The organism is Cupriavidus sp. GW823-FHT06D04, assembly GCF_058795055.1.
Map to the genome: position 1 here is coordinate 138,579 of NZ_JBXAHL010000018.1, position 13,966 is coordinate 152,544.

13 protein-coding genes are annotated in these 13,966 nt (G+C 65.2%); 12 read left to right on the forward strand and 1 reads right to left on the reverse strand.

The genetic code is table 11. The features are described 5' to 3' along the window. Positions 1-7: 7 nt before the first annotated feature. Positions 8-661, reverse strand: coding sequence for a TetR/AcrR family transcriptional regulator (locus AC1Q7H_RS22200; protein ID WP_211981068.1), 654 nt, complete (start codon positions 659-661; stop codon positions 8-10). A 263-nt stretch (positions 662-924) separates the two neighbouring features. On the opposite strand from AC1Q7H_RS22200, the gene AC1Q7H_RS22205 reads away from it, so the two are divergent. The 12 genes from AC1Q7H_RS22205 to AC1Q7H_RS22260 all read left to right on the forward strand — a co-directional run. After that, positions 925-2,181 carry an MFS transporter gene (locus AC1Q7H_RS22205; RefSeq protein ID WP_041228583.1) on the forward strand — a complete coding sequence of 419 codons (1,257 nt, stop codon included), beginning with the start codon at positions 925-927 and terminating at the stop codon, positions 2,179-2,181. A 129-nt stretch (positions 2,182-2,310) separates the two neighbouring features. Continuing rightward, a complete protein-coding gene (locus AC1Q7H_RS22210; RefSeq protein WP_041228582.1) occupies positions 2,311-2,589 on the forward strand; it encodes a hypothetical protein in 279 nt (92 codons plus the stop codon). Beyond that, positions 2,589-2,678 carry a K(+)-transporting ATPase subunit F gene (gene kdpF, locus AC1Q7H_RS22215; RefSeq protein ID WP_018309472.1) on the forward strand — a complete coding sequence of 30 codons (90 nt, stop codon included), beginning with the start codon at positions 2,589-2,591 and terminating at the stop codon, positions 2,676-2,678. Before AC1Q7H_RS22210 ends, kdpF begins: the two co-directional genes overlap by 1 nt. Then, positions 2,678-4,498 (forward strand): potassium-transporting ATPase subunit KdpA, encoded by a 1,821-nt coding sequence (kdpA, locus tag AC1Q7H_RS22220; protein WP_013952534.1) that lies wholly within the window; start codon positions 2,678-2,680, stop codon positions 4,496-4,498. Before kdpF ends, kdpA begins: the two co-directional genes overlap by 1 nt. A gap of 103 nt (positions 4,499-4,601) precedes the next feature. Continuing rightward, the gene (kdpB, locus tag AC1Q7H_RS22225; RefSeq protein ID WP_211981066.1) at positions 4,602-6,827 is read left to right on the forward strand and encodes a potassium-transporting ATPase subunit KdpB; all 2,226 of its coding nucleotides are present in this window, start codon (positions 4,602-4,604) and stop codon (positions 6,825-6,827) included. A 25-nt stretch (positions 6,828-6,852) separates the two neighbouring features. After that, on the forward strand, positions 6,853-7,476 hold the full coding sequence (gene kdpC, locus AC1Q7H_RS22230) for a potassium-transporting ATPase subunit KdpC (protein WP_211981064.1): 624 nt from the start codon (positions 6,853-6,855) through the stop codon (positions 7,474-7,476). 69 nt (positions 7,477-7,545) lie between these two features. Further along, complete coding sequence (locus tag AC1Q7H_RS22235) at positions 7,546-10,395, forward strand: DUF4118 domain-containing protein (RefSeq protein WP_492381708.1); 2,850 nt, start codon at positions 7,546-7,548, stop codon at positions 10,393-10,395. Next, a complete protein-coding gene (kdpE, locus tag AC1Q7H_RS22240) occupies positions 10,385-11,080 on the forward strand; it encodes a two-component system response regulator KdpE (protein WP_211981062.1) in 696 nt (231 codons plus the stop codon). The genes AC1Q7H_RS22235 and kdpE overlap by 11 nt, the downstream gene beginning before the upstream one ends. 132 nt (positions 11,081-11,212) lie before the next feature. Continuing rightward, the gene (locus AC1Q7H_RS22245) at positions 11,213-12,040 is read left to right on the forward strand and encodes a TorF family putative porin (RefSeq protein WP_211981052.1); all 828 of its coding nucleotides are present in this window, start codon (positions 11,213-11,215) and stop codon (positions 12,038-12,040) included. 142 nt (positions 12,041-12,182) lie between these two features. After that, complete coding sequence (locus AC1Q7H_RS22250) at positions 12,183-12,539, forward strand: hypothetical protein (RefSeq protein WP_013952528.1); 357 nt, start codon at positions 12,183-12,185, stop codon at positions 12,537-12,539. Next, on the forward strand, positions 12,526-13,494 hold the full coding sequence (dapA, locus tag AC1Q7H_RS22255; protein ID WP_211981048.1) for a 4-hydroxy-tetrahydrodipicolinate synthase: 969 nt from the start codon (positions 12,526-12,528) through the stop codon (positions 13,492-13,494). Before AC1Q7H_RS22250 ends, dapA begins: the two co-directional genes overlap by 14 nt. Before the next feature lie 284 nt (positions 13,495-13,778). Continuing rightward, positions 13,779-13,966 (forward strand): hypothetical protein (locus AC1Q7H_RS22260; protein WP_492381709.1); only part of this gene is annotated, 188 nt, incomplete at its 3' end.

Consider the following 13,966-nt stretch of genomic DNA (forward strand, 5'->3'; position numbering starts at 1 on the left):
CGCTGCGTCATGCCGTCGGGTCAGGACGCAGCGCGCGCGCCATCGTGCCCACCAGGGCATCCCGCACCTGGGCGGGATTGGCATGCGGCGATCCCAGCAGGAACTGCGCCGAGATGCCGCGCAGCGCGCCAAGTATGACGATGGACTCCGCCACGGGGTCGACATCGGCCCGGATCTCCTGCTTGCGGATGCCGATGCGCAGATGCCCCTCGAAGTACGCCAGCGACGCGCAGTTGAACTGATCCAGCGCGACAGCGAGCGCCCCGCCCGAGACAAAGGCTTCGGTGAACATGATGTACAGCGCGCGGGTGGCGCAGTCGTGGCTCGCGGCCCGGTCGATGTAGAGCCCGACCACGCCGAGAATGGCATCGAGGCCCGGCCGCCACGGACCTGCGGCGTTTCGCGCCGCACGGAAATTCCTTCCGATCCGTCCCACCAGCGCCGTCAACAGGCCTTCCTTGTTGCCATAGTGGTGGGCCGGCAGGCCCCGGCTGTAACCCGCCCGTTCGCCGACCTCGCCCAGGGTCGTCCCCGTCACGCCTTTCTCGCTCACCAGTTCCATGGCGCTCTGGAGAATGCGGCGTTCCGCTTCTTCCCTGCGGTCGCTTTGCTTGCGGCGTTGCCTGGCGGGAGGCGCTTCGATTCCGGAGGGGCTGTCCATGTGACTGATAGGCGATCGTTTGAAACTTGCTTGTCAGCCAGGATGATACTTCAGGCGTGCCCCTGGTTCCTCCCCCACCTGTAGCGATCTCTACGCTATTGAAGCGCAGCGTACGGGCATCTAACATGCCGCCATGCCTGCCCTTGCCGTGTGCCTTGCCAAAGCCGGTGCCTTCGAGTCCGGCGCATGCTGTTTTTTTACGGCGTGGTCGTCACGGACTTCCCCTGGCTCAATGAGAAGACCGGGATACGGACGCCATTGCGATGCGCACACGTGAAGACCCGGCCATGACTGTCAGCAGAGGCTGGCTTGCACGCCTGGTCCTGCCCGCACGCGTTCATCCCGGCGCTTTGCCGCTTCTCGTCGGGCGCGCGCTGCGCGGGTTCTGTGACGGCTTTATCGCCGTGCTGTTGCCGGCGTACCTGCTGGCCCTCGGTTTCGCGCAACTGGCAGTGGGACTGGTCAGCAGCGCCACCCTGATCGGCTCGGCACTGGCGACGGTCCTGGTGGGCGTCATCGGCCATCGCTATCCGCAGCGCAGGCTGCTGGTGTCGGCGGCCGCGCTGATGGCCGCGACGGGCATAGGCTTCGCCGGGCTGTCCTCTCTCTGGCCGCTGTTGCTGGTCGCATTCGTAGGCACGCTCAACCCCAGTTCCGGCGACGTCAGCGTCTTCCTGCCGCTTGAGCATGCCGGTCTTGCCGATTCGGCCTCCCCCGATGCCCGCACTGCGCTGTTCGCCCGCTACAGCCTGACCGGGGCCCTCTGCGCCGCCATTGGCGCGCTGGCGGCGGCGCTGCCGGACTGGCTCGCGGCGCAGCTTGGGGTTCCTGTCCTCAGCGCGCTGCGCGCCATGTTCATTGTCTATGCCCTGACCGGTGCCGCACTCTGGATCCTCTATGCCCGCATGCCGGAGCCGCCAGCGCACCTGGCAACGACGAGAGTCCCGCTGGGACCGTCTCGCCGGATCGTTACCCGCCTTGCCCTGCTCTTCAGCGTCGACGCATTTGCCGGCGGCCTGGTGGTGAACTCTCTGCTAGCGCTCTGGTTGATGCAGCGCTTCAGCCTTTCCATTGGTGCCGCCGGGCAATTCTTCTTCTGGGCCGGGCTGCTAAGCGCCGGCTCCCAACTCGTGGCTGCGCCGCTGGCTCGCAGGTTCGGTTTGCTGAATACGATGGTGTTCACCCATATCCCATCCAGCCTCTGCCTGATCGCGGCCGCGTTCGCCCCCTCCCTGCCGGCGACGCTGGCGCTGTTGCTCGTACGCAGCGCGCTGTCGCAGATGGATGTACCGACCCGGACCGCCTATGTCATGGCCGTGGTGACGCCGCCCGAGCGGCCGGCGGCGGCAAGCCTGACCGCCGTGCCCAGGAGCCTGGCTGCCGCATTCGGCCCGACCCTGGCGGGCGCGCTGCTGGCCATGGGCTGGGTCGGGACGCCGCTGGTCGCCTGCGGCGTGCTCAAGATTGCCTACGACCTCGCACTCCTTGGTGCGTTCAGGCGGGTCAAGCCTCTCGATTAACATGCTGAGCCGGCGCCATCGCGTAAAGATTCGATAGAGAAGCGTCGCGCCGGCGCAGCACCTCAGCCACCAGCAGCACCCATCACGATCGCCAGCGGCCAGAAAAAGTGCTCCTTGGTTCGCGTGCGCATGCTGATCGCCGGAATCTTTATGCGTTCTTTATACGCACCGGCCACCTTTCTACCCTGTTTTTACGACCCCGTCGCTAATCTGCAAGCCGAAACCATTCAAGGGTGCTTTGTTATGGACGGGATCTTTTTGATCGTATTGATTGGCTTCGCCGTGCTGAGCGCGGCCCTGCTGGGGCTTTGCGCCGTGCTTGCGCCGAAATCTCCGGCAGGCAGCGAGCCCGGCAGCCCGCATGACCAGATGCTGGCAAAGAACAGCGCGTCGGACAGGAGGCTGTGATGGGCTGGACGGATCTGTTGAGCGGCGTGCTGGCCATTGCCATTTTTGTTTACCTCCTCATTGCGTTGTTCCGGCCGGAGAAATTCTGATGTCCTCCCAATTCTTGGGCCTGCTGGTCCTCTATCTCGCCATCCTCCTGGCGTGCGCCCCTTTTCTCGGACGCTATATCCGGCGCGCTGTGGAAGACGGCGACTATTCGCTGACCGTCTGGGGCCGACCGCTGGAACGGCTGCTGTATCGCCTGGGCGGCGTGCGTGCCGATACCGGGATGGGATGGAAGCAGTACGCCGTCGCGGTGCTGGCGTTCAACCTGCTTGGCGTGGTGGCAGTCTATGCGCTGCAGCGCCTGCAGGGCATGCTTCCGCTCAATCCGCAGGGCTTTGGTGCGGTTGCGCCGGACTCAGCCTTCAACACGGCGATCAGCTTTGTCGCCAACACCAACTGGCAAGGCTATGCCGGCGAGTCGACCATGGGCTATCTGACGCAGATGCTCGCGCTCACCGTGCAGAACTTCCTGTCCGCGGCGACCGGCATCGCGGTGGTGTTCGCGCTGATGCGCGGATTTGCGCGCCAGAGCGCCGCCACCATTGGCAATTTCTGGGTCGACATGACGCGGGTCACGTTGTACGTGCTGGCGCCGATCGCGACCGTGATCGCGCTGGCGCTGGTCAGCCAGGGTGTGATCCAGAACTTCGATGCCTACAAGGAAGTCAGCCTCGTCACGCCGGTTGAGTACAGCCAGCCGAAGGTCGATGCGGCCGGGCAACCGGTGCTCGATGCACAAGGCAAGCCGGCGACGGAAGACCTGAAGACCGACAAGCAGACGCTGGCGATGGGACCGGTTGCCTCGCAGGAAGCCATCAAAATGCTGGGCACCAACGGCGGCGGCTTCTTCAATGCCAACTCGGCGCATCCGTTCGAGAACCCGAATGCCCTGGCCAACCTCCTAGAGATGCTGGCGATCTTCCTGATACCGGCGGCGCTGTGCTTCACCTTTGGCGAAATGGTCGGGGACAGGCGACAGGGTGTCGCGGTGCTGGCCTCCATGACGGTCATCTTTGTCGCGTTGGCCTGCGTGGCGGCGATGTCCGAGCAGATGGCCAGCCCGGCCCTGGCCGGATTGCCCGTGGATCACGCCGCGTCGCTGTTGCAGGCCGGCGGCAATATGGAAGGCAAGGAAACGCGCTTCGGAATCGCCGCTTCGGCACTGTTCGCCACCATCACGACCGCGGCGTCGTGCGGCGCGGTCAATGCCATGCATGACTCCTTCACCGCCATCGGTGGCCTGGTGCCGATGCTGCTGATGCAGCTGGGCGAGGTGGTGTTCGGCGGCGTCGGCTCGGGGCTGTACGGCATGCTGGTCTACGCCGTGCTCGCGGTGTTCATCGCCGGACTGATGATTGGGCGCACGCCGGAGTACCTCGGCAAGAAGATCGAAGTCTACGAAATGAAGATGACGGCCGTGGCGATCCTGGTCACGCCACTGCTGGTGCTGCTCGGCACGTCCGTGGCGGTGATGACCGAGGTGGGACGCGCCGGGGTGTTCAATCCCGGCACGCACGGCTTCTCGGAGATCCTGTACGCGCTCTCGTCGGCGGCCAACAACAATGGCAGCGCCTTTGCGGGCTTGTCTGCCAACACGCCGTTCTACAACACGCTGCTGGCGGCGGCCATGTGGTTTGGCCGGTTCTGGATCATCATCCCGGTCCTTGCGCTGGCGGGCTCGCTGGCAGCCAAGAAACGCGTGCCGGTGACCGGCGGCACGATGCCGACGCATGGCCCGCTGTTTGTCGTCCTGTTAGTGGGCACGGTGCTGCTGGTCGGGGCGCTGACCTATGTCCCGGCGCTGGCGCTGGGGCCGGTCGCCGAGCAGCTCCAGGGCGCGGTGACGGCAACCGCGGCGAAGTAAAGCGACGACTGACGACGAAATATCGGGCATTCCTACACGTCCGGCCCCTGCACTGCCTCACAGATGCAGGTGCCGGATGGCTCTAGCGGATTGCGGAGAAACCATGCAACAAGATTCGATGGCCCAAGTGGCCAAGCGCGGCGCCAACACAGCTGAAGCGTCATCCTCCAACACGCTTCAGGCGAAGAGCGCGCCGGTGTCCGACCGGCAACACGGTTCCCACCATCATCGCCCGCCGGCGCGCAGCATGTTCGCGCCGGAGCTGGTGAAGCCCGCGCTGGTCGCGGCCTTCAGGAAGTTGTCGCCGCGCGACCAGCTGCGCAACCCGGTGATGTTCGTGGTCTACGTGGGCAGCATCCTGACCACTATCCTTTTCCTGAAGGCAATGGCCGCGCCGGCAGCAACCCCGGGTGGAGAATCCGCGGGCTTCATTCTGGCGGTGTCGGTGTGGCTGTGGTTCACGGTGCTGTTCGCGAACTTCGCCGAGGCACTTGCCGAAGGCCGGAGCAAGCAACAGGCGGAGGCGCTGCGCGGTCTGAAGACCACGGTCACCGCACGTGTGCTGAAGGACGGCAAGCGTGGAGGTGCCACCGAAGCGCGCCCCGCGACGGCGCTGCGCCGCGGTGACGTGGTGCTGGTGCAGGCCGGCGAGATGATCCCCGGCGACGGCGAAGTGATCGACGGCGTGGCCTCGGTCGACGAAAGCGCCATCACCGGCGAATCAGCGCCGGTGATCCGCGAGTCGGGCGGCGACTTCTCGTCGGTGACCGGCGGTACGCGCGTGCTGTCCGACTGGATCGTGGCCCGCATCACAACCAACCCGGGCGAGAGTTTCATCGACCGCATGATCACGATGGTTGAAGGCGCCAAGCGGCAAAAGACACCGAACGAACTTGCCCTGACGATCCTGCTGGTCGGGCTGACCATCGTGCTGTTGCTGGCCACGGCCACGCTGCAGCCGTTCTCGCTCTACAGCGTCCTGGTGACGAAGGCTGGCGTGCCGGTCACGATCACGGTACTGGTGGCCCTGCTGGTTTGCCTGATTCCCACCACGATCGGCGGGCTGCTGTCAGCCATTGGCGTGGCGGGCATGAGCCGCATGATGGAAGCCAACGTGATTGCCACCTCGGGCCGTGCTGTCGAAGCCGCCGGTGACGTGGACGTGCTGCTGCTCGACAAGACCGGCACCATTACCCACGGCAACCGCCAGGCATCGCGCTTCATCCCGGCCCCGGGCGTGTCGCAGCTGCAACTCGCGGAAGCGGCATGGCTGTCGTCGCTGGCCGACGAGACGCCGGAAGGCCGCAGCATTATCACGCTGGCACGCCATCTGCCGGGGCTGACGGCGCCGGTGATGGCAAGCCAGAAGCCGGAATTCGTGCCGTTCAGCGCCCAGACCCGCATGAGCGGTGTTGACCTGAGCGATGGCGGCGGCGAGCGTCACGTGCGCAAGGGTGCGGCCGATGCCGTGCGCCGCTACGTCACGGAACGCGCCGGCAAGTTCCCCGATGCGGTCTTGCAAGCCGTGGATGAGGTCGCCCGCGTCGGCAGCACGCCGCTGGTGGTAGCCGACGCCAACGGCGATTCGGTGCGCGTTCTTGGCGTGATCGAACTGAAAGACATTGTCAAGACCGGCATTCGCGATCGCTTCGGCGAACTGCGCAAGATGGGCATCAAGACCGTGATGATCACCGGCGACAACCGGCTGACTGCGGCTTCGATTGCGGCGGAAGCCGGCGTTGACGACTTCCTGGCCGAAGCCACGCCGGAAGCCAAGCTCAAGCTGATCCGCCAGTACCAGGCCGATGGCCGGCTGGTCGCGATGACCGGCGACGGCACCAACGACGCCCCGGCACTCGCCCAGGCCGACGTGGCCGTGGCGATGAACAGCGGCACGCAGGCGGCCAAGGAAGCCGGCAACATGGTGGACCTGGACAGCAACCCGACCAAGCTGATCGAGATCGTCGAGATCGGCAAGCAGATGCTGATGACGCGCGGCTCGCTGACGACCTTCAGCGTGGCCAACGACATCGCCAAGTACTTCGCGATCATCCCGGCGGCGTTTGCCACCACCTATCCGCAGCTCAACCTGCTCAATGTGATGGGGCTCGCCACGCCGGCGTCGGCCATCATGTCGGCAGTGATCTTCAACGCGCTCATCATCGTCGTGCTGATCCCGCTTGCACTCAAGGGCGTGGTCTACCGGCCGCTGGGCGCGGCGGTGCTGCTGCGCCGCAACCTGCTGGTCTACGGTCTGGGCGGCATCCTGGTCCCGTTTGTTGGCATCAAACTGATCGACATGATCCTGGCCCTCTTTGGCTGGGTCTGATTTTCTCCTACGAATCGGAGCATTCATGAATACGCAAGTGCAGTCCCGCCAGCCGTCGCCGGCCCCCGTGCAAGGTGGCTTGTTGCGGCCAATGATGGTGGTGTTCGTTGGTCTTTCGCTGGTGACCGGGCTGCTGTATCCCGGCGTGATCACGGCAATCTCAAAAGCTGTGTTCCCGCATCAGGCCGGCGGCTCGCTCATTGAGAAGGATGGCAAGACAGTTGGCTCGGAACTGATCGGCCAGCCGTTCTCCGACCCGAAGTACTTCTGGGGCCGCCTGTCGGCCACGGCGCCAATGTCGTATAACGCCGCGGCTTCGGTGGGATCCAACCTGGGCCCCACCAATCCGGCGCTGACCGACGCCGCACGCGCGCGCATCGACGCGCTGCACGCCGCCGATCCGGACAACCAGGCCCCCGTGCCGGTGGACCTGGTCACGGCATCCGGCAGCGGGCTCGACCCGCACATCAGCCCTGCGGCCGCAGCGTACCAGGCGGCGCGCGTCGCGCGCGTCAGGGGGTTTCCGATCGAGCAGGTGAAGCAATTGATTGCGGCGAATACGGAAACGCCGCTAATGTCGGTCCTGGGCGACCCGGGAATCAACGTCCTGAAGTTGAACCTTGGATTGGATGCCATTGCACGGAAGTAACCCAGTGCCGGGACGCGGATGCGAAGCAGAACTGGTTAGCCAATGCCAGGATAGAGGGTGAGCCGACCGATGCCTGATGTCGAACTACGCGAAGCCGGCGCGCGCCCCGACCCCGATGCCCTGCTCCAGATGGTGCAGGAGGAAGGCGCTCGCGCCTCGCGCGGCAAGCTCAGGGTCTACTTTGGCGCTTCCGCCGGGGTCGGCAAGACCTTCGCCATGCTCACCGCAGCGCGGGCGGCGTCCGCGCAGGGCACCGATGTCGTCATCGGCATCGTGGAGACCCACGGCCGCGCGGAGACCGAAGCGCTGATCGCCGGTATCGAGCGCTTGCCAATGAAGGACGTGCCGTACCGCGAGCGGGTTCTGCAGGAGTTCGACCTGGACGCGGCGCTGGTCCGGCGACCGGCCCTGATCCTGGTTGACGAACTGGCCCATTCCAACGCACCGGGCAGCCGCCATCCCAAGCGGTGGCAGGATATCCAGGAACTGCAGGCCGCCGGGATCGACGTCTGGACCACGGTCAATGTGCAGCATCTGGACAGCCTGAACGAGGCGGTGGGCGGCATCACCGGCATCCGCGTCTGGGAAACCGTGCCGGACGTTGTCTTCGACAGCGCCGACGAAGTCGTGCTGGTGGACCTGCCGGCCGACGAGCTGCTGCGCCGGTTGAAGGAAGGCAAGGTCTATCTGCCGGAGCAGGCGCGACATGCGGCTCGCAATTTTTTTCGGAAAGGCAACCTGATCGCCCTGCGCGAGCTGGCGCTGCGCCGGACCGCCGACCGCGTGGACTCCGATGTCCGGGCATGGCGTCAGTCCGAAGCCGTGCAAGGCGTGTGGCGGACCCGGGAGGCCGTGCTGGCTTGCATTGGCAGTGGTGACGATGCCGAGCAGGTCGTCAGAAGTGCGCGCCGGCTTGCCGGCCAGCTCGACTGCGACTGGCATGTGGTGACCATCGCCACACCCAGGCTGACACCCCCATCCGATTTCGCAAAGACGCGCCTGCAGACGGCCATGCGTCTCGCAGAGGAGTTGGGCGCACGCACTGAGACCCTGGCGGGCAACGACATGGTCCAGGCAATCGTGGGGTACGTGCGCCGCCACAACCTGACCAAGGTAGTCATCGGCCGGGCGCCGGCAGACTGGCGCCGCGGGGGCGCCTCCCTTGCTGAACGGGCCCGCGCCCTTCTCGGCCTGGCCTTGACGCCATTTGTGAACTCGCCGGCGTGGCTGTTCGGCCGCCGCAGTTTTGCCGATGCGCTGGCGATCGGGTGTCCGGAAATCGACATCATCCGCGTGGCGGCAGACACGACGCGGGTCGATCTTCGCCCGCGCCATGGCACTGAGGAGCCAGACGCCCCCGCGCCAGGCGACGGGGCCACGCGCAGAGACCATTTGTGGGCAGTGGTATGGTGTGCCGGTGCCACGGCGCTGTCGGCCCTGGCGTTTCCATGGTTCGACGTCGTCAACATTGCCATGCTGTTTCTGGCGGCGGTGGTCGGCGTCGCGCTTCGTCATGGCCGCGGACCGGCGGCGCTGGCTTCGGTGTTGGCCGTTGCCGCTTTCGACTTCTTCTTCGTACCGCCGCGGCTGTCGTTCGCCGTCAGCGATGTGCAGTATTTGCTCACGTTCCTGGTGCTGCTATCCGTGGGGCTGGTCATCGGGCAACTGACGGCCGGTTTGCGCGAACAGGCGCAGGTGGCGGTGCAGCGCGAGAACGATGCTCGCACGCTGTACGAACTGGCCCGGGAACTCTCCGCGGCGCTGATGCCGGACCAGATTATTTCGATCGCCAGCCGTTTCCTGCGTGCTGCCTTCGATGCCAATTCAGCCTTCTTCCTGGTTTCCCCGGAGGGCCGCTTGCTGCCGCCCGTGTCTGATGTCGAGCAGCATGACACCGGGGCGCGAACCGACTCGATCGACCGTGTACTGGCAGAGTGGGTATTCGATCACGGCCAGCCGGCCGGCACCGGCACGCATACCTTGCCAGGCAGCACCGTGCTGTATCTGCCATTGAAGGCGCCGATGCAAACCCGTGGCGTGCTGGCGGTCGAGCCTGCGGTGTCGCGCGCCTTTGCGCAACCTGCGCTACGGCGCCAGGTCGATGTGTTCTGCACGCTGATCGCGATCGCCATCGAGCGCTTGCATTACGTCGAAGTGGCGCAGCAGGCCTTGCTGTCGATGGAGTCAGAGCGCCTGCGCAGCTCATTGCTGGCCGCTGTCTCCCATGACCTGCGAACCCCGCTGACAAGCCTGATCGGCATGGCGGAAACCATGCAGCGTAGCGATCTCGGGCTGGCGCCGTCACTGGCCGAGACCGTGGCCGCCATGCTGGAACAGGCCAAACGCATGCGGACCATGGTGGTGAATCTGCTGGACATGGCCAAGCTTCAGGGCCGGGAAGTCCGGATGAGCAAGGAATGGCAATCGGTGGAGGAACTCGTTGGCGCCAGCCTGGCTGCCATGCGCGAGGCGCTCGAGCACCACCGCGTGGTTGTCGCCGACTTGTCCAGGGTACCCCTGGTCGAATGCGACGCCGTGCTGATCGAGCGCGTGCTGTGCAACCTGCTGGAAAATGCCGCCAAATACACGCCTGCCGGCACAGAGATCCGGCTTTCGGCCGCGGCTGTCGACGGCGAGATCAGAATTGCGGTAGAGGATGATGGCCCGGGCGTGCCCAAGGGCAAGGAACGGCAGATCTTCGAGAAATTCACGCGCGGTGAGCGCGAATCCGCGACCGCGGGCGTCGGCCTGGGCCTCGCCGTATGCGAGGCAATCGTGCAAGCCCATGGGGGGCGCATCTGGGTGGAACCCGCGCAACGGCCAGACCGGCCCGGCGGCCAGGCAGGCGCGCGCTTCCTGGTAGCGTTGCCGCGTGGAAATCCGCCAGCGGTGGAGCCGGAGCAGACTGATGCCATTTGATTTTTCCCCGACAGTCTTGCTGGTTGAGGATGAGCCGCATATCCGGCGCTTTGTCCGCTCGACGCTGGAGTCCGAAGGCTGCATGGTGCACGAGGCAGAATCGCTCAAGCGCGGACTGATCGAGGCGGGCACCCGGCAACCGGACCTCGTCATTCTCGACCTGGGCTTGCCGGACGGAGACGGGGTGCAATTGATCAGCGAGATCCGTACGTGGACTGACGTACCGGTGCTGGTCCTGTCGGCACGCAGTGGAGAGGCCGACAAGATCGGTGCGCTGGATGCCGGCGCGGATGACTACCTGACCAAGCCCTTTGGCGTCGGCGAACTGGTCGCGCGCCTGCGCGTGCTGCTGCGCCGGCATGCCAGGGCCAACGCCCAGGGCTCCCACCAGATCCTGTTCGGCGACGTGCAGGTTGACCTGGCCAGCCGCGTCGTCACCCGCTCGGGACAGGCCGTGCATCTGACGCCGATCGAGTATCGTCTCCTGGCGGTCCTGATCGCGCACCGCGGCAAGGTGATGACGCACCGGGAATTGCTGCGGGAGGTGTGGGGCCCCTCTCAGGCCGAAAGCAGCCAGTACCTGCGCGTCTATATGGGACATCTGCGGCACAAGCTCGAAGCAGACCCGGCGCGGCCCGCTTACCTGCTGACGGAAATCGGGCTGGGCTACCGCTTTGCCGGATAACGCTGAAAACCAAGCGCATTGATTGGATTTGTACGCGGGCGCTGCGGCTTTTGATACCGTTTTTACGCGTCAGGCCATATCGTGGCGAGGCTCCCTGCAACGGGGATTCCTTCAACTTTCGTCACAACAACAATGACTGACCTGCGCCATACCGCGGCCGCGCTGCTCGCCTGTTCCGCATCTTCCATCCTCATCTTCGCTGCCATGCCGGCCATGGCGCAATCCCAGCCTGACGCCGAGGCGCCTGCAGCGGCTCCGGCCACTGCCGCAGCCGGGCCGGCATCGCCGCATACGTTCACTGCCAACGTGTCGCTGGTCTCGGACTACCGTTACCGCGGCATCAGCCAGACCAACCTGCGGCCCGCGATCCAGGGGGGCTTTGACTATGCGCACGAAAGCGGCTTCTACGTGGGCAACTGGAACTCCAGCATCAGCTGGCTCGAGGATGCCAACCCGGCGGTGTCGGCGCCGGTCGAAATGGATTTCTACGGCGGCTTCAAGAACACCTTCAAGGTTGCCGGCACCGAATTCAACTATGACGTGGGCGTGCTCCAGTACTACTACCCGGGCGGCTACAACAACCCGCGTCCCTACACCACGGAACTGTATGCCGGTATCGGCTGGGGCCCGGTATTCCTGAAGTACTCGCATGCCGTGACCAACCTGTTCGGCTTCAACGACAGCAAGAACAGCTACTACGTCGACCTGACGGCCAACGTGCCGCTGAACTTCTGGCACCTGACCCTGAACGCGCACGTGGGCTACCAGGGCGTGACGCACTTCAGCGACGCCTCGTACACCGACTGGAAGATCGGACTGACCAAGGACCTGGGCAAGGGCTTTGCGCTGGCGGTGGCCTACGTGGACACCAACGCCAAGGAATCGGCCTACACCAGTGCCAACCGGGGCCGCTATCTGGGCAAGGCTGCGGCCTGGGCTTCGCTGACGAAGACGTTCTGAGCGCGAGCGCTTTGCCAGCGTCGCTGGTTTTGATGCGGATTTAACGCCAAAGCCCAACATCCTTGCATCAAATTTAGACGGCGCTGGCTAGCATAAAGCCATGTCCAACACGCGACCCGCTACCGCGCGGGTCCATCCAATCATGCGACAGTCAAGCCTGGCCGTTGATACCGTTCCCCGACGTACCGCCCTGCGCAGCAGCAAGGCCACCATGCCCGCGCTGCGCGCGGTCCCCCAGCCGGCACCGGTCTGGATCCGCATGCGTCTCGCGGTGGCATCCACCGAGGTGTTCGGCCTGCGCCAGACCATGTGCAGGGCGCTCGGTGAACTGGCCCGCGTCTATGTGGTGAATGTGGACTACCGGCACGGCGAAACCACGCTGCACGTGGAGATCGCGCGCACGGACCGCGACGCGGCCATGCATGCCATCATGACGGCATTTCCGGCGGCGGAGTTCGGCGTCACTACAGCCCTGGGAGACGGCTATGTGGCGCACTGAGGAAGAGAGCTTCTCCGGTGCCGCCGTTCACGCCTGCACCAGTATCGCAGCGATTTCCCGCCAGTCGCCATGGGGCATCTGGGTGCCCATGGTCACGCCGATGCGTGCCGGCTCGCTGGACCTGCCGGGGGCCGCCAGGCTGGCTGAGCGCTACCTCGAGGCTGGCGTGAACGGCCTGATCATATTGGGCACGACCGGCGAGGGAAGCCTGCTCTCCACGCACGAGCGGCAAGTCTTCACGGCGGCAGTGCTCGAGGCCGTCCATGGCGAGCTGCCGGTGATGGCTGGCGTCGGAGCGGTCGATACCCGCGCGGTGTGCGCGCAAGTTGCCGAACTGGACGCCTTTGATCTTGCCGGCTACCTGGTGCCGCCGCCCTGCTACCTGCGGCCCTCCGATGAGGGCATCGTGTGGCATTTCAATGAGGTGGCGCGCGCAACCGAACGCCCCCTGATGCTGTACAACGTGCCGAAGCGAACTGGCTGTGCGATGTCGCCGGCGCTCATCCGATCGCTGCTTGCGCACCCGCAGATCTCGGCGGTCAAGGAGTGTGACGCCGGCAATCTCCGGGCACTTGTCAACGATCCGCATGTCACCGTGCTGTGCGGTGAGGACGCGGCCCTGTTGGATCACCTGCTTGCAGGTGGCGCCGGCGTGATCGCCGCGTCCTCGCATATTCGTCCGGACCTGTTCGTGCGCCTGCTGCATCTGGCGCAGACAGGCCGCTTGCGCGCGGCCCGCGCCTTGTTCGCCAAGCTCGCGCCGTTGATCTCGCTCATGTTCGCCGAGCCGAATCCGGCACCGGTGAAAGCTGCGCTGGCGCTATCCGGCGTGATTTCCCCGGAAACCCGACTGCCATTGCAGCCGGCAAGTCCCGCGTTGGTCCAGAGGCTGGAAGAGGCCATGGCTCTTCTTCCTCCGCTTTCCGCGGCGCGGGATGAGCATCTGGCGGCATAAAGGGCTAGCCATCCTTGCCTTTCGGCCTCTCCGGCGGCATCGCGTCGCGGCCAGCGCCTGATATGTGTTTGTCTGGCCAACAGCGTCATGAAATGAGTTGGCCCGCGCCCAACACATAGTCTGCCTGACGGGGATCGGAAAGTGCCGGCATTCCATGAAAAACCTTTGTTTTTCAAGAAGTTATGGATCTTATTGCAGCACCCTCCCGGGTCTGGCACGCCCCATGCTCTATACCCTTCGAGCGCAACAACGTGCTCCCCCAACCGAACCCAAGGAGACTTACCATGCAATCGACCCTCATGATCAAGGACCTGCCGCTCGACCAGGAACTGGACGGAAAGACCATGTCCGCCGTGCGCGGCGGCCACGCCGTCTCTGTTGTCGGCGGCAACGCCCAGAACGTCGTCGGCGGCGGCGGCTTTGCCAGCCCGACCATCGGCTTGCAGGTCGGGCCGACCGTGAACACGATCGA